The sequence below is a fragment of the Bradyrhizobium sp. CCBAU 53421 genome, from assembly GCF_015291625.1.
Taxonomy (GTDB): Bacteria; Pseudomonadota; Alphaproteobacteria; order Rhizobiales; family Xanthobacteraceae; genus Bradyrhizobium.
Genome location: NZ_CP030047.1, coordinates 4,454,413 through 4,468,472, shown reverse-complemented (window position 1 = coordinate 4,468,472; position 14,060 = coordinate 4,454,413). Strand labels below are relative to the sequence as shown.

The 14,060-nt window shown below is 65.7% G+C and carries 17 protein-coding genes and 1 riboswitch; of the genes, 5 read left to right on the top strand and 12 right to left on the bottom strand.

The window, feature by feature from the left end; all coding sequences use genetic code 11:
• Positions 1 to 19 precede the first annotated feature (19 nt).
• Complete coding sequence (locus XH92_RS21240) at positions 20 to 796, top strand: carboxymuconolactone decarboxylase family protein (protein WP_194460900.1); 777 nt, start codon at positions 20 to 22, stop codon at positions 794 to 796.
• Positions 730 to 2,091, top strand: a complete 1,362-nt coding sequence (locus XH92_RS21235; protein ID WP_246788509.1) for an arabinose transporter — start codon at positions 730 to 732, stop codon at positions 2,089 to 2,091. Before XH92_RS21240 ends, XH92_RS21235 begins: the two co-directional genes overlap by 67 nt.
• Here XH92_RS21235 and XH92_RS21230 read toward each other — a convergent pair.
• From XH92_RS21230 to XH92_RS21200, 7 genes are all read right to left on the bottom strand, one after another.
• Positions 2,042 to 2,251 carry a hypothetical protein gene (locus XH92_RS21230; protein WP_194460899.1) on the bottom strand — a complete coding sequence of 70 codons (210 nt, stop codon included), beginning with the start codon at positions 2,249 to 2,251 and terminating at the stop codon, positions 2,042 to 2,044. The two genes, XH92_RS21235 and XH92_RS21230, sit on opposite strands and share 50 nt — an antisense overlap.
• Positions 2,252 to 2,298: 47 nt before the next feature.
• Complete coding sequence (locus XH92_RS21225; RefSeq protein WP_194460898.1) at positions 2,299 to 2,586, bottom strand: hypothetical protein; 288 nt, start codon at positions 2,584 to 2,586, stop codon at positions 2,299 to 2,301.
• A 156-nt stretch (positions 2,587 to 2,742) separates the two neighbouring features.
• Positions 2,743 to 3,114: a hypothetical protein gene (locus tag XH92_RS21220; RefSeq protein WP_194460897.1), complete on the bottom strand. Its 372-nt coding sequence runs from the start codon at positions 3,112 to 3,114 to the stop codon at positions 2,743 to 2,745.
• 209 nt (positions 3,115 to 3,323) lie between these two features.
• Complete coding sequence (locus XH92_RS21215) at positions 3,324 to 3,617, bottom strand: hypothetical protein (RefSeq protein ID WP_095735203.1); 294 nt, start codon at positions 3,615 to 3,617, stop codon at positions 3,324 to 3,326.
• Between the two features lie 191 nt (positions 3,618 to 3,808).
• Positions 3,809 to 4,231 (bottom strand): zinc-ribbon domain containing protein, encoded by a 423-nt coding sequence (locus XH92_RS21210; protein WP_210345568.1) that lies wholly within the window; start codon positions 4,229 to 4,231, stop codon positions 3,809 to 3,811.
• A 123-nt stretch (positions 4,232 to 4,354) separates the two neighbouring features.
• Positions 4,355 to 4,807 (bottom strand): MaoC/PaaZ C-terminal domain-containing protein, encoded by a 453-nt coding sequence (locus XH92_RS21205; protein ID WP_194460896.1) that lies wholly within the window; start codon positions 4,805 to 4,807, stop codon positions 4,355 to 4,357.
• Positions 4,808 to 4,957: 150 nt separating this feature from the next.
• The gene (locus tag XH92_RS21200) at positions 4,958 to 5,821 is read right to left on the bottom strand and encodes a bifunctional 5,10-methylenetetrahydrofolate dehydrogenase/5,10-methenyltetrahydrofolate cyclohydrolase (protein WP_194460895.1); all 864 of its coding nucleotides are present in this window, start codon (positions 5,819 to 5,821) and stop codon (positions 4,958 to 4,960) included.
• 15 nt (positions 5,822 to 5,836) lie between these two features.
• Positions 5,837 to 5,916, bottom strand: a riboswitch (ZMP/ZTP riboswitch).
• A gap of 215 nt (positions 5,917 to 6,131) precedes the next feature.
• Between XH92_RS21200 and XH92_RS21195 the strand changes: the two genes are divergently transcribed.
• Positions 6,132 to 6,539 carry a hypothetical protein gene (locus tag XH92_RS21195; RefSeq protein WP_194460894.1) on the top strand — a complete coding sequence of 136 codons (408 nt, stop codon included), beginning with the start codon at positions 6,132 to 6,134 and terminating at the stop codon, positions 6,537 to 6,539.
• 115 nt (positions 6,540 to 6,654) lie between these two features.
• Here XH92_RS21195 and XH92_RS21190 read toward each other — a convergent pair whose 3' ends face one another.
• Both XH92_RS21190 and XH92_RS21185 read right to left on the bottom strand, forming a co-directional pair.
• Positions 6,655 to 7,185, bottom strand: a complete 531-nt coding sequence (locus XH92_RS21190) for a hypothetical protein (RefSeq protein ID WP_194460893.1) — start codon at positions 7,183 to 7,185, stop codon at positions 6,655 to 6,657.
• Between the two features lie 216 nt (positions 7,186 to 7,401).
• The gene (locus XH92_RS21185) at positions 7,402 to 8,019 is read right to left on the bottom strand and encodes a hypothetical protein (RefSeq protein WP_194460892.1); all 618 of its coding nucleotides are present in this window, start codon (positions 8,017 to 8,019) and stop codon (positions 7,402 to 7,404) included.
• A gap of 256 nt (positions 8,020 to 8,275) precedes the next feature.
• On the opposite strand from XH92_RS21185, the gene XH92_RS21180 reads away from it, so the two are divergent.
• Positions 8,276 to 8,659: a VOC family protein gene (locus XH92_RS21180; RefSeq protein ID WP_194461359.1), complete on the top strand. Its 384-nt coding sequence runs from the start codon at positions 8,276 to 8,278 to the stop codon at positions 8,657 to 8,659.
• A 16-nt stretch (positions 8,660 to 8,675) separates the two neighbouring features.
• Here the strand turns inward: XH92_RS21180 and XH92_RS21175 are convergent, their stop codons facing one another.
• Positions 8,676 to 9,032 carry a hypothetical protein gene (locus XH92_RS21175; protein WP_194461358.1) on the bottom strand — a complete coding sequence of 119 codons (357 nt, stop codon included), beginning with the start codon at positions 9,030 to 9,032 and terminating at the stop codon, positions 8,676 to 8,678.
• Positions 9,033 to 9,355: 323 nt separating this feature from the next.
• Here XH92_RS21175 and XH92_RS21170 point away from each other — a divergent pair, with 323 nt between their 5' ends.
• Entirely contained in the window at positions 9,356 to 9,706 is a 351-nt protein-coding gene (locus XH92_RS21170) for a GrlR family regulatory protein (protein ID WP_026192881.1), read from the top strand.
• Positions 9,707 to 9,900: 194 nt separating this feature from the next.
• Here the strand turns inward: XH92_RS21170 and XH92_RS21165 are convergent, their stop codons facing one another.
• Complete coding sequence (locus tag XH92_RS21165) at positions 9,901 to 12,582, bottom strand: PAS domain S-box protein (RefSeq protein ID WP_194460891.1); 2,682 nt, start codon at positions 12,580 to 12,582, stop codon at positions 9,901 to 9,903.
• 321 nt (positions 12,583 to 12,903) lie between these two features.
• Entirely contained in the window at positions 12,904 to 13,812 is a 909-nt protein-coding gene (locus tag XH92_RS21160) for a DMT family transporter (RefSeq protein WP_194460890.1), read from the bottom strand.
• Between the last annotated feature and the right edge of the window lie 248 nt (positions 13,813 to 14,060).

The window sequence follows — 14,060 nt, the reverse complement described above, 5'->3', positions numbered from 1 at the left end:
AACATTGAATGGGTTCGCCATGAAAACTTCGACCATCCTGGCACTCGCGCTATCCATGGGAGCCGTTGATGCAGAGACGAGAGCAGGCGCGCAAACCGGGCCCCTGTCGCGCGACGACGTGCGGGCGGTGTCGCCGGCGCTCGCACGCTACGCCACGAACAAGCTCGCCAGCGATCTCTGGAAGCGGCCCGGATTGACACCGCGCGATCGCAGCATCGTCACGGTCGCCGCGGTCATCGCCCGCAACCAGGGCATCCTTCTGCCCGAGCAGTTGACCCTTGCACTCGACAATGGCGTCAAACCCGGCGAGATTTCCGAGATCATCACCCATCTCGCCTTCTATGCCGGCTGGGGCAATGCAATGGCCGCGACGGCGATCGCCAAGGACATGTTCGCGGCACGCGGAATTGGCCCGGATCAGCTTCCCGATGCTTCGGTCACTTTGCTGCCGCTGGACGAGACGTCCGAGGCCGCCCGGGCGGCCCGGGTGGAGCAAGGCACAGGACCAGCTTCACCAGGCCTCGTGCGCGACACCGCGGAGGTCCTGTTCCGCGATCTCTGGCTTCGTCCTGACCTTGCGCCACGCGATCGCAGCCTGGTGACCGTCAGTGCATTGATCGCCACCGGCCAAGTTGAGCAGATCCCCTATCATCTCAACCGGGCGATGGATAACGGGCTGACACGCGCTGAAGCGTCGGAGGTGATCAGCCATCTCGCCTACTATGCGGGATGGCCGAACGCATTTTCGGCCGCGCCCGTCGCCCGCGCCGTATTCGAGAAGCGCTCCGCCAACTGATCAGTCCAAATGCGCCGCGTGCACCCATGAAGACGGCCAGTCACGACATGTCGCATTCGCTCTCGCCATCCAAGGCGGCACGCTCAGTCGCGATCACCTTGCTGCCCGTTATGGCTGCCGTTCTGGCAGGCTTTCTCGTCGTCGGCGCAGCATTGCCGGTGCTTCCGCTGCATGTGAACCATCTCGGCTTCGGAAGCATCGTTGTTGGCATGGTGGCCGGCACACAATTCGCGGCGTCCCTGCTGTCCCGGGTGTGGTCCGGCGCTTATTCCGACACGAAGGGAGGAAAACGCGCCGTCGTAACCGGTCTCGTCACGGCGCTGGTTGCCGGCCTGCTGTATGTTCTGTCGTCGGTCTTCGAGAGTGTGCCGATCATTTCAATAGCGATCCTTCTCGTTGGACGCGCGGCGCTCGGCGGTGCAGAGAGCTTCATCATCACCGGGGGTGTAAGCTGGGGCCTCGCCCTGGTCGATCCCGCACACGCTGGCAAAGTCATCGCCTGGGTCGGAACGGCGATGTTCGCGGCGCTCGCCTCTGGCGGTCCGCTCGGTCCGATGCTGTTCGCGTCGCATGGCTTTGTTGCGATCGGCGCCTTCAGCTCCGTATTGCCGTTGCTCGTCCTCTTGCTGCTGGTGTGGGCGAAGGGGCCCCTGCCCCGGCCACGGACGGCGAAATCCGACGTCGGGTCCGTGATCGGCGCGGTGTGGTTGCCGGGCGTTGCCGCGGCGCTCAGCAGCATCGGCTACGGAGCGATCCTCGCCTTCGGCTCCTTGCTCTACGCCATCAGGCATTGGGAACCGATCTGGCTCGGTTTTACAGCCTTCGGCGTCGCGCTGATCGGCGTCCGCGTGATCTGCGGTCATCTGCCGGACAAATTCGGCGGTGCCAGGGTCGCACTCTGGTTCGTGCTGGTGCAATCAGCCGGACTGGTCCTGATGGGGCTCGCGGGAGGTGGCGCGACTGCATCCATCGGCGCCGCGCTCGCCGGCCTCGGCTATTCGCTCGTCTTTCCCGGGCTGGGTGTCGAGGCCGTTCGGGGCGTCTCGCCCGAAAATCGCGGCCTGGCGATGGGCCTCTACACGGCATTTCTTGACGTCGCCATGGCGATCGGAAGTCCGCTGCTGGGCTGGATCGCTGATCGGGGAGGCTTGAGCGCCGTGTTCATCGTCAGCGGCGCCGTCACGCTTTGCACGGCGGCTATTGCCGCGCGCTTGCTCGGCAGCGGGCGCATGACACTGCCGAAGCTTAGACGGACCGCCGCTTCATCGCGCCGATGCCGAGGAACGTTCCGTTGACGGACGGATACTGGCTGATGAATTCAAACGTATCGAAGCCCGGCGCCTCGAATTGCTTCAGCGCCTTCCAGAGCAGCGTCGTGTCCGGACAGGCCTGGGAGTGGACGTCATGATGCACGATGATGCTGGCGTGGGAGCGCACCAGCAGGTGATCCTGCATCGCTCCGCGCAGGCTGTGGTCGCCGTCGATGAAGACGAAGTCCGGCTTCAGCCGGTCGACATGGGCGCGAGCCAGGCGAGGTAAGGCGCAAGCTGGTTCGGATATTGCCAGAGGTGGAGACCCTTGCCGAAGCTCGGCGCAAGCTCCGGCGGCTGCTCGTGAAGCAATTCGTCATTGAGCCCCAGCGCAGGGATGAACTCACGTTCGAGGAATTCGACATCGAGCCGCTGAGACGGCGTCAATGCGGCGATGGTGCTGATCGCTTCACGAACGAACGGCGCAAGGTCGGCGAAACGCTGGTATCGGTCTTCAGGAGCTTGCTGGACGTTGAGCATCGGTGCGATCGGGTCGGATGGTTGGACGGACGGGAGAGCGCCGGCGGCAAGTCTCGTCCTCCTTGAACGGCGCGAGCGCCCTTCCCGGGCGGAGAATCTTGCATCCCGCCGCGCCGATCGCGCGTCAGTCCATGGCCCGTCTTGCCGCTGCCCGCCTCACCCGCTCGGGATCTTCCGCCGCACGGCCTCCACGCCGGCATCGGTGACGCGGTATTTCCGGCCCAGCTCCGGCAGGATCCAGCCCTTCTCGATCATTCCGGCAATGGTGCTCGGCCCGACACCCGCGGGAAACGGCCGACGATGCCGGATCGCGTCGATCGCGACCCGCTCCAGATGGGTGGCGACGTGCGAGGGGCGCGCGCGGAACGCCTTTGCCATGATGAGGACCGACAGCACCTCGGCGCGCCGGCGCACGGCCGACGCGCTGCGGGTCAGTTCGTTGCTGATCTCGAGAGCGTTCTTGCCGGCCCTGGCGAGTTCTCTGAGCTTCTCGTCCTCGTCAGAGCTCCAGCGCCGCACGATCCCCATCTGCCCCTCACCGCCTGGATACCCATCTCGAACCGATGCATACGCAGGCGGCGCTGATTTGCTATGTGACTTTCGGCACCTCTTGAGGTGACGTTGGAAATTGTCGCCATCAAGAAGGCCGATTGCGGTGCCGTCCGATGCGGCGCTCAGAAGCACGATCCGATTGAATCGGATCATGCTCCAATCTCTTTGTGCGGTCGCGTTTCGCTTCAGTGCTTGCTGGGTTCGAGCGTGATGAGCACGCCGGTCGGTTCCGGCTCGTGCGGCCGCAGCGACGTCAGCTCCGGATCGCTCCACTCGGCAAGGCTCACCACTTCACCGGTTTGCCCCGGCATGTCGGAACTCTGCGCCGGTTCGAGGACCTTGAGGCCGCTGGTGTCGACGAAGAATGTGTGCTCGCCGAACACGCTGTTCAGTTGCGCCACCGCCGGATGATCATCCGGAAGCACCTGCGCGTTCAACTGCGTCATGGTCTGTTTGACTTGCGTGGAATTAAGCTTCATCCGCTGCTCCTTCTTGTTGGTTCCGGCCGCGTGGTATCCTTGGCTGGTTCCTCCCCGCCCGCACCCCTCGCCGGGGGCTTCGAAGTCTCGAACCGATCAGGCCACGAAACGTTCCGCACGCGCGACGCATTGACCGAGGTGTGCGCGGGTTCCAGATCCACCGCTGTGTGAAATGTGGCGCCGGCGTACCTCTACGAGGCAGGCGGCGTCTTCCTGGCGAGTCCTTCCAGATGCACGCGGCGCGCGGCAGATTTGCGTGCGCGCTCCCTGGTGCGGCAGGCCCGGCAGCGCACGGCCTTGGTGAACACGTCGCCCTTTGCGGTCTCGTACCACCATTTCTGCTGCAACGGCGTCCAGACCTCGGCAACGCCGCAATCCTTGCAGACGAAGGGCTCGGGCCGATAGGTTCCGCGTTCGACGAAATCAGGAATCGAATAGCTGTTCGACGGCGCCAGCCGCGCTGTATCCACGGGAACCTCGTCGCGCGCCAGCGCAATCTTGTAATCACGAAGACGTTGCCGTTCGGCGGCGCGTTGCGCCTGCAAGCGGTGCCATTGCTCGGCCTTGCGCTGTCCGGCTTCGATCTCGCCGGGCTTCTGCTTGCTGCGCTTCACGCCCATACCATCCGTCTTGCACCGCATCGGCGAACTTGTCGCCCTGGCCATATCAAGACGACGCCATCGATAGGCTATGGTAACCGCAGCTTTGCCGGGCGGCCAGATCGATCCGGGCGGAGGTTATGCCGGCCGTTGCTCCGCCGGCCGCATATGGATCAGCGCATCGAGAACCAGGACAAGAACGAGACGCTGCTCATCGTTGACCAGCTCCGTCCTGAAGATCACGACGGCGTCACGCCGCTCCGGCCTGAGGGTGATTTTCTGGATTTGGGATTGGCCGGTGAGCGTGGCTCCCGGGCGGACCGGGCTCGGCAGGCGAATCTCGAAGCTCCGCCCGACGATGCCCGCCACCTTGGTCCAGATCGCCTCCACGACCAACCGCTGATAGATCGCGATGGTGTTGAAGCCGCTCGCGATCAGGCCGCCAAATGGGCCCGCCGCGGCCGCGACGGGATCGGTATGGATCGGCACCGGATCATATTTGCCGGCGAATTCCAGGATCTCCGTCTCGCCGATCGTGTAGCTCCCGAGCTGGAATGTCTGGCCCTCGGTGAGATCGTCCGCATAGAGCATCGCGTGCCTCCGTCTGTCGCGCGACGATAGACCAACGCTGCGGGCTTTCCATTACCTCCGACGTCATGATCTTCGCGCACGGGACCTCGGTGGGTGAAGGAGAGACGCGTGCGGCCCCGGCCGCTCGCGCCTCGCACCAGGCCTGCCGCGTTATTGCAGCCGCGCGGCCCTCGCCTTCGCGGCCTTCACGGTGTTCTCCATCAGGCAGGCGATCGTCATCGGGCCGACGCCGCGCGGCACCGGCGTGATCGCGCCGGCAACCTGCACCGCCTCGTCGAAGAAGACATCGCCGCACACCGCGTAGCCGCCGTCCGGCTTCTCGACGCGCGTGGTGCCGACGTCGATGACGATGGCCTGCGGCTTGATCCAGTCGCCGCGCACGAGGCCGGCCTTGCCCACCGCGCTGACCAGGATATCGGCCTGGCGGCAGATGTTGCTGATGCCGCGGGTGTGGATGTGGGTCTGTGTCACGGTCGCCTGCTCCTGCAGCAGTAGTGCGGCCATCGGCTTGCCCACGATGTTGGAGCTGCCGATCACCACGGCATGCGCGCCGGTGAGATCGGGCCGGATCGCCTTGATCAGCCTGAGACAGCCGAGCGGCGTGCACGGCACCAGGGCATCGTCGCCGTGAAACAGCCGGCCGGCGTTGAGCGCGTGTAGGCCGTCGACATCCTTCGCCGGATCGACCGCCGCCATCACGCGCAAGGCGTCGATATGCGTCGGCAGCGGCAGCTGGATCAGGATTCCGTCGATATCGTCGCGCGCGTTGAGCACCTCGATCCTGGCAAGCAGATCGGCCTCACTGGCGTCATCCGGCAGCCGTTCAACCTCGCCGCGCAGGCCAAGCCGCTCGGCCATTCTGACCTTGCTCTGCACATAGATCTGGCTCGCCGGGTCACAGCCGACCAGCACGACTGTGAGCCCGGGCGCGCGGGGCAGCCGGTCCAGATCGTTCGCAACCTTGTCGATGACAATTTGGGCATGTGCATGCCCGTCAAGAATGTTCGCCGTCATGGCACCTCCGTTTCGAAGCGGTGCCCAGGCGCGCGGCGTTCAGTCTCTGCGCTCCCCGATGGTGGTCCATCCAAGCGCCAGTCGCGCAGATGGCGTCGTCATAGCTGGCCGGCCCGGCAAACGCAAATCACGCCCGCTTGCGGCCGAACCGGCGACGAATAGCCCTGTTTTTGCCGGTGGATCGGTGCCGGGTGGGCCCTCTCCGGGGTAGGATTCGGACAGAACTTGCGATAAGCCTCGGGGCTTGCCGGGCTTTTCCGATCCCCGGCGCCATCCTTCCGGTCATCACGCCATTTCGGACATTTTCAACATGAGACATATCATCCTCGCGCTGGCGCTCCTCTGCCCGGCTGCCGCGCTTGCCCAAGGCACCACTCCGGCCCCGGCGCCCGCCGACAAACCCGCGGCGGCCTCGCAGCCGATGGTCGGCGACAAGCCGCTGGTCCAGGTCGGCAAGAAGTTGGCGGCCAAGAAGGGCGAGAAGGCAGCGGCCCCCGGCAAGCCGCAATCGGTCGCGCAGAAGCTCCAGGCCTGCCAGGACATCGACGACGCCACCAAGGAGCGGTTGATGTGCTACGACGAGATCTTCAAGCCGCAGCCTAAGCCGAAGGCCGCCCCTGCCAAGGGCGTCAACGAATGCCGGTTCGTCAAGGAAGAGGACGAGCGGCTGACCTGCTACAACGGCTTCGCCGACAAGATTCCGCGCCTGCCGCGCTAACCACCACCCGGGGCGGTTTCCTGCGGCTGGTTACCCGTCTGCGATCGCCGACATGAAAATGCCGCCGCGAGTGTTTGCGGCGGCATATCGATTACCGGCTGCGGCGTGTCGCAGCCTACCAGGTCCCGAACCCGCCGAAGAAGCCCATCCGCGGCTGCTGCTGCGCGACGCGGTAGGGCTGATACATGCCGGGCTGGGCCAGCCGCATCGGCTGCTGGGGATGGCTGTGATAGCGCGCAACCTTGCGCTTCTTCGGTGCCTGCGGCTGGGCCTGCGCCGGCTGCTCGGCCGGCTTCGCCTCGGCCACGACCGCGCCCTTCTGCGCGTCGGCCTTCTCCGGCGGGATGAACTGGGCGAACGTGTTGCGGACGCGGGCCTGTGCTGAGGCATCGCCGGCAGCCGGCGGGGTCGCCGCGGCAACCGCGTTCACCTGCGCCGGAACGATGGTCGGCAGGTTGGTGTCGTACACCACCCGCTCGGGCAGTTTCTGGGTCGACTTGATGCGGACCACGGTCTTGTTGTCGACGCCGGGCGACGACAGGCCCTGGGTGGCGACCACGGCCTCCTGCGGCACGATGGCACTAACGACGAAGAGCAGCGCGAGCAGCACGCCACCAACGAACAGGAAATAACGCGCCACAGGCATTTGGTAGCTCCCCCCGCACCACGGGCGCGGTTCATCTCGGCGCGACAACAACAGTTGTCGCGCAACGAACTCATCGTTTGCGCAAGATCACCCGGACAGTCGCCATCCAGCGCTTCCGGGTCGTTCTCTAACGGTCGGCTTATTAGTTAGTTCCTGCCTGGCCGTTACGGTTCACCCGGCAAGTCAATTCCCGGTCACTTTTTCGGGATGCAGGGTTTAGACCCGGCTAGCGGTCACGACAGAGCATTTCGCCTTGTTTGCGTTAACGTTGACGAATCCGATCAGCATCCGCGGGTAGGTCTTGCGGCTCTTCATGGCGATGGTGTCCGGGATCAGCCGCTTGCGTTCGGTCACGGGGCTGCCGTCGCTACGGATGAAGGCGCAGGCGATCTCGATATCCTTCACCGCGAAATCATTGGCGTTACGCAGCGTCAGGGTGACCAGCACCTTGGAACCCAGCCCGCCACGCTGCCAGGACTGCGAGGCGATCCGCAGCCGGTCCAGCGGCGATCTTCCGGCACCGGGTTCGGACGCCTTGGCCGCCTCGGCCGGCTGCCCGGCAGTGGCCACGCCGACCGTGACTGACTCATCTGCAGGTGCGTCCTTTGCGATTTGGGCAGGCTGCGCCCCGGTCGATGCATCCTGCACGGTGCGGATCACGGTGGAAGACACCGGCCAGACATCCCGGTCTCCGGCATCGCTCGGCTCGGGGAGCATGAACCACGCCGCGATCCCGCCGACCGCGATCACCGACAGCAGCAGGCTGGCGTAGAAGCCGCCCTCACCGAGACGTCCGGCGGCAAACCTTCGAAACGACGCCAGGCCGATCCGCATCATCGTGCCCTCACCCTCGCCCGATCAAGCCCACCATCCCGGCACGGTCGCCGCAAGCATCGCGGCATCCGGGACGGCCGCAGGTCGAGCGGCCACGCGAGAACAATCACCGAGGGCCGGAATGGTTTCATTCCGGGACGACAATCTTGCGACGGGCTGCACGGGGTGGCATCACAGCCCGCCGCTCGCTAGATTTGCGCCGCCCGAGAGCGAGTGCCGCGCACCCAAGCGGCGCGAGAACAACAAGGAGACCGCAATGCCCGTCGTCACCTGGGACCACGTCCATCTGCGCAGCCCCGATCCTGAGGCCACCGCGACCTGGCTGCGCGACATCCTCGGCGGCGAAATCATCCGCGGCCCCGGCCGCATCGACGTTCAGCTCGGCGGGGCCAAGGTTTTCATCGCGGAGGTGACACAGGGCGACGGCGTCAACGCCGCGCCGGTGACGCCCTATCAAGGGCTCGATCATTTCGGGCTGACCGTGAAGGACATCGACGCGGTCGCGGCCGAGATCAAGGCCAAGGGCGTCGAGTTCACCAAGGAACCGACCACGATCCGTCCCGGCGTACGGATCTGCTTCATCCGCGGCCCGCAGGGCATCTCGATCGAGCTGCTCGAGCGCGACAAGAAATACGCGTGAGCCGACGGCCGGTGCGCTACGTCATGCTGCCCGGCATGAAGCAGCGGATCGTCACGCCCATGTAGCTCTTGATCGGCCAGACCATGGCGCGGCCGACCCGGTTGGGCTCGGTGACCACGGCTTCATCGGGCACGTCGATCCAGGCTCCGTCGAGGCGCACGCGGTAGTGCCCGTCCTTCGATTCCCAATCGACGTCGCTGACCGCGCTGCCGTCGGCATCCGAGCAGCACGGCCCCTTGCCACTGCGCAGACCGTCGAACCATTCCTTGAGCGGCGAATTGGCGTAGCGGCCGTCGGGATCGCGTGCCTGCGCAAGCTGCGCAGCGGCGACCGACAACAGCGCGACCAGACCAAGCGGCAGAGATACGCGCATCCGGCCGCGGCGGCGGCCAACCAAGGTTCCGGGATCGTCATACCTGCCCGCAAAGCGGCCGCCAGCTTCCATCCTGTCTGTCATGTATGTTGCTCCAGCACTCACCGGCCAGTGCAACCAGAGCTATGCATTTCGCGGGCCAGTTCGATTCGCGCGCACGGTCCGCTGTCATCGCGCCGTCACACCGACTGGCAGGAACCGAGGGTCCACGGTCACTCCGGACACCCCCGGAATCAACCTGCCGCATTGCACGAGGTTGCTCGCTTTGGCATAAAAAACCAATCCGGATTGCTGCGGGCGCGGCAGCCGGTCGATGGGACGTTATGAAGAACGGGCTGTACTCAATCCACGTCACCCTGCTGGATGGACGCGTCGGCAAGGGCAGCGGAGTGATTCTCTTCCGCGACGGGCAAATTCTCGGCGGCGATGCCTACCTGTATTACACCGGCAGCTACACGGTGAAGGGTGACGCGTTCAAGGGCGAGGTCCTCGTGCAACGCCACACCACGCCGCGCGACACCGACAACCCGCTGTTCGGCGGGCCCGCACCGGTCGGCATCGGCGTCTCCGGGACTTTCACCGACACCCGCGGCACCATGAGCGGAACCGCGCTGGTCGGCAAGGCCAGCCTGATCTTCGGCGCCACCCTGCACAAGCTCGCCGATATCAATTAGCCGTTCGAGACTCGCTGCTAGATTCGTCACCCCCGCGCAAAGGCTTCGCCTTTGTCGCTGGAGGAGCGCGCTCTTGCGCGCGTCTTGAAGGGTGCACGGCCACGCTGGTGGCCGTCGATCCTTCGAGACGCGCTGCGCGCTCCTCAGGCTGACGGACCGAGAGCGAACCCGCGGCCAGCCATCACGCTTCGTGCCTACTCCGCGGCCTGCTCCAGCGGCGCGACGCGCGGCAGGATCATCTGGATGCGGGTGCCATTGCCCGGTGCGGAATCCAGCGAGAGCCGGCCGCCGAGGCGGTTGGTGACGATGCTGTAGACGATATGCAGCCCGAGCCCGGTGCCGCCCTGGTCGCGCCGCGTCGTGAAGAACGGATCAAAGGCGCGGCGCCGCACGTCGAGGCTCATGCCGCAGCCATTGTCGGCGAAGATCACCTCGACATAGTCGTTGCCCGAGGCGTGGACCTGGATCTCGACCTCGCCGGCCTTGCCGTCCGGGAACGCATGCGCGACCGCGTTGAGGAACAGGTTGGTCAGCACCTGGCCATACGGTCCGGGATAGGAATTCATGATCAGGTTCGGCTCGCAATCGACGTTGAGCGTCAGATTGTGCTTGCGCAGGCCGGGCCGCAGACTCATCACCACCTGCTCGGTCAGATCGCCGAGATCGAAGGTGCGCTGGTCCGAATAGTTGCGGTCGGCGGCGACCTGCTTGAACGACTGGATCAGCTCGGCGGCGCGGTTCAGATTGGCGACGAGCTGCGAGGAGGCATCGCGCGCCGTGTTCAGAAAGTCGTTGAGGCTCGAGCGGCGCAAGTCGCCGCGCTCTACCTGTGTCGCGAAATTCGCGGTCTTGCGCTCAAGCGCGGACGCCACCGTCAGGCTGATGCCGACGGGGTTGTTGACCTCATGGGCGACGCCCGCCACCAGGCGGCCGAGCGCGGCGAGCTTCTCGGCCTCGATCAGCGAATTCTGGGTTTCCCGCAGGTTGCGCAGCGCAGCCTCCGCGGAGTCCCGCGCCTTGCGCATCTCCTGCTCGGAGCGCTTGCGCTCGCCGATGTCGAGCGCGACGGTGACGATGTTCTCGATGTCGCCCTGGGCATCGAGGATCGGCAGCTTGTTGACCAGCCATTGCCGCATGTTGCCGGCTGCGTCCCTGTACTCCTCTTCATAGAAACCAAGCTCGCGCCGCGCCGACAGCACGCGCTTGTCGTTCTCGTCGGTCTTGGCCGCACCATAGCGCGCCATCAGCTCGGCGGTGGTCTGGCCGATCGCGTCCTGCGGCTCGATGCCGAAGATGCCCGCCATATAGCGGTTCATCAGCACGTAGCGCAGATTGCGTTCCTTGACGTTGATGACGGCGGGCACCGTGTCGATCACCATCTGCAACAGCCGGCGGCCTTCGGCGATGGCATCCTCGGCGCGCTTCTGGTCGGTAATGTCGCGCACCGTGCCCTCGTAGCGGATCACCTCGCCCTCGTCGTTGCGTACGACGGTCGCAGAATCGGACAGCCACAGCACGGTGCCGTCGCGTGAACGCACCTGATACTCGTAGTCACGCACCGTGCCGTCGCGCAGCATCAGCTGCTGGTATTGCTCCCGTGCCGCCGCATCGACATAGACGGTCGAGGCGATGTCGCCGATGCCGTTGATCAGGTCCTGCGGCGTGGCGTAGCCCATCATCCGCGCCAGCGCCGGATTGGCGTTGAGCAGCGCGCCGCCCGGCGTCGTGACGTAGATGCCGTCGACCGATGCCTCGAACAGCTTGTGGTAGCTCTCCTCGGCGAGCCGCTGCTCGGCGAGCGCGCGCAGTGCAGCCTCGCGCGCGCTGTCGGCGTCGACAAGGGTCTGGCGGAACACTTCGGCGGCGCGCGCGATGTCGCCGATCTCGTTGTCGAGGTCGGCGCCTGGAATGAACGCGCTCTTCTCGCCGCCCGCGACCTTGCGAATCGATCCAGCGATCCTGGCGAGCGGGCGAACGGTGCGGCGAACCACCAGCACCGAAGCGAACAGGCCAATCAGCACCCCCGCCGTGCCGAGCACGATGCTCTGCCATTTTGCCTCGGCCAGTGTCCGCGCAAAGTCGCGCGACAGCACATGGCCGCGGCGCGAGCTGAGCTCGCGCAACAGCTCGGTGACCTTCTGGATCAGGCGGCCTTCGGCGCCGAGCACCTCGCGGTCGATGTCGGCGATCTGGCCCTCGCGCACCGAGATCGCGCTGATCGCCTCGGCATAGTTGTCGACCGCGCTGCGCAAGGCGGGATCGGCGATGGTCATCGCCCGCATGCTTTGCGCGGCCTGCTCGGCGGCCGACGTGTTGTGCGCCAGCAGCGCGGTGGCAATGCGGCTCTGGGCCAGCGACAGCGTGTTTGCCAGCGCCGCGTCATTGCTCCCGGCGACCGCCTTGTCGAACGCGTCGCGCAGCGGCGGCAGCCCGGCGACGATCTCGGCGCGGCGGCTCAGCAGCGCCGAGATGCGCTCGATCCCGCTGCGATAGGTCGCCAGCCGCTGGGTGACACCGTCGATCATGTCCTGCTGTTCGGGCGCCAGCTCGATCCGGGTCTTCTTCAGGATCTCGCTCAATGACTGGGCCGCCTCCGCGACCTGGGCCGACTGGCTGCCGGGCTCGGTGACGAAGTCCCGCGCCGCCAGCCGCAGCTCGTTGGTGCGACGATCGATGTCCTCGGCGATGTCGCCGACGCTCTGCAGCCGCTGCAGCTCGGCAAACGTCGTGTCGATGTGCCGGATCGCGATCACGCTGGCGGTGGATGTGATGATGATCACAGCCAGCACCAGCAAGAAGCTGCCGAACGTGAGCTGGCCAATCGAGAGGGAGAACGCACGCGGCGCTTGCGAGTTCGGCGGCAATTCAGCGGTCATGTCATCAAGGCCGGGGTCCAATACGCCCCAATATACGGGAAATTACGGGCTTTGGGGAAACATGCTGAAGCCTCGAGCCGGCCAGCGGTGTGACGTCTATCACCCCGGGGGCGCCAGTGACCGATTCCGGCACAGGTTAAGGTCAGACCTGGTCCGGCGGGATGCCGGCCTCCCTAACGCATCCGGCGCCATCCAGCCGGCAGTCGGTTTCTTGAGACGGGACATCAGGCGCGGCAGCCATCCGCGCCCGGATCGTCATCGCGGCGATGACGTCAGGCAGTAGACTTCCTTCGAACAGAAATTGTCATCGCGGCGATGACCTCAAGCCGTGGAGATCCTTCGAGCAGGTATCGTCATCGCGGCGACGCCGATCACGACGCAGGCGAGCCCGATCCACGCCGTCGGGCTCAGTCGCTCGCCCAGGAATGCGACGCTGAGTGCAACCCCGATCGGCACCCGCAAGTAAGCCTGCGCGGTGGTGCCGACCGATCCGAGAGTCTGGATCAGGCGGAAGTAGATCACGAAGGCGATCGCCGTCGAGAACACCGCAAGCGCCAGCAGGGCGAGTAGCGAGTTGGTCGACGGCGTCAGCGTCCAGGGCCGCTCGACGACAAGGCTGAGCGGAATCAGGATCGCGGCGCCCGCGAGCAGCGAGCCCGCCGCCGGCGCCATCGGATCGAGCCCCTTGAAGCCGCGGCTGAAGATCGCGGCGCAGGCGTAGCAGATGGTGGCGGCGACGATCGCGACCTCGGCGGCGATGCCCTCCCCGAGATCGCGGAACGCATCGACGCCGACGATCAGGCAGATGCCGGCCATGCCGGCAATCACCCCGAACAGTTTTCGCGGGCTCGCCGCCTCATGGCGGGTGATCGCGGCGGTGAACAGGAAGGTGAAGATGGGCGAGGCCGAATTGAGGATGGTGGCGAGCCCGGCATCGACGAAGCGTTCGCCCCAGGCGATCAGCGTCCACGGGATCACGCTATTGAGGCAAGCCTGGAAGATGAAGCGGCGCCAGGTCGCGCCATCCGCCGGCATCGTCACGCCGCGCATCCGCATGATGACGAGGAGCAAGATCCCCGCGATCGCGGTGCGTGCCGCGATCAGCGTGATCGGCGGTATGGTCGCGACGCCAAGCTTGATGAAGGTATAGGAGCCGCCCCAGAGGGTGGCGAGTGCGAGCAGCAGCGCCAGCTCGAAGGCCATGCCGGGCTGGCGGGGCGTGGTGGTCATGCAGCGGATTCCGTCTCGATGGTTGAGACAGAAGCTACATCGGTGGGAGGCGGCGATACTTCGCTTCAGGCCGAAGTGTGGGGGAAGCGCTTCTCCTTCCAACGTCGTCCCGGCGAAGGCCGGGACCCATTACCACAGGGTTGTGTTGTTAGAGAAAGCTGTGGTCCCAGCTTCGCACAACAATGCGGATTGGTGGTTATGGGTCCCGGCCTGCGCCGGGACGACACCGAATTTGTTGCGCCGCCTGT

Excerpts from the sequence above, each read along its gene's own strand:
- XH92_RS21230 (WP_194460899.1), bottom strand. The coding sequence starts at position 2,251 with ATGCAGGATCACCTGCTGGTGCGCTCCCACGCCAGCATCATCGTGCAT.
- XH92_RS21225 (WP_194460898.1), bottom strand. The coding sequence starts at position 2,586 with ATGCTCAACGTCCAGCAAGCTCCTGAAGACCGATACCAGCGTTTCGCC.
- XH92_RS21205 (WP_194460896.1), bottom strand. The coding sequence starts at position 4,807 with ATGCTCTATGCGGACGATCTCACCGAGGGCCAGACATTCCAGCTCGGG.
- XH92_RS21165 (WP_194460891.1), bottom strand. The coding sequence starts at position 12,582 with ATGACCGCTGAATTGCCGCCGAACTCGCAAGCGCCGCGTGCGTTCTCC.
- XH92_RS21175 (WP_194461358.1), bottom strand. The coding sequence starts at position 9,032 with ATGCGCGTATCTCTGCCGCTTGGTCTGGTCGCGCTGTTGTCGGTCGCC.
- XH92_RS21235 (WP_246788509.1), top strand. The coding sequence starts at position 730 with ATGGCCGAACGCATTTTCGGCCGCGCCCGTCGCCCGCGCCGTATTCGA.
- XH92_RS21190 (WP_194460893.1), bottom strand. The coding sequence starts at position 7,185 with ATGCCTGTGGCGCGTTATTTCCTGTTCGTTGGTGGCGTGCTGCTCGCG.
- XH92_RS21170 (WP_026192881.1), top strand. The coding sequence starts at position 9,356 with ATGAAGAACGGGCTGTACTCAATCCACGTCACCCTGCTGGATGGACGC.
- XH92_RS21160 (WP_194460890.1), bottom strand. The coding sequence starts at position 13,812 with ATGACCACCACGCCCCGCCAGCCCGGCATGGCCTTCGAGCTGGCGCTG.
- XH92_RS21215 (WP_095735203.1), bottom strand. The coding sequence starts at position 3,617 with ATGAAGCTTAATTCCACGCAAGTCAAACAGACCATGACGCAGTTGAAC.
- XH92_RS21185 (WP_194460892.1), bottom strand. The coding sequence starts at position 8,019 with ATGCGGATCGGCCTGGCGTCGTTTCGAAGGTTTGCCGCCGGACGTCTC.
- XH92_RS21240 (WP_194460900.1), top strand. The coding sequence starts at position 20 with ATGAAAACTTCGACCATCCTGGCACTCGCGCTATCCATGGGAGCCGTT.
- XH92_RS21180 (WP_194461359.1), top strand. The coding sequence starts at position 8,276 with ATGCCCGTCGTCACCTGGGACCACGTCCATCTGCGCAGCCCCGATCCT.
- XH92_RS21200 (WP_194460895.1), bottom strand. The coding sequence starts at position 5,821 with ATGACGGCGAACATTCTTGACGGGCATGCACATGCCCAAATTGTCATC.
- XH92_RS21195 (WP_194460894.1), top strand. The coding sequence starts at position 6,132 with ATGAGACATATCATCCTCGCGCTGGCGCTCCTCTGCCCGGCTGCCGCG.
- XH92_RS21220 (WP_194460897.1), bottom strand. The coding sequence starts at position 3,114 with ATGGGGATCGTGCGGCGCTGGAGCTCTGACGAGGACGAGAAGCTCAGA.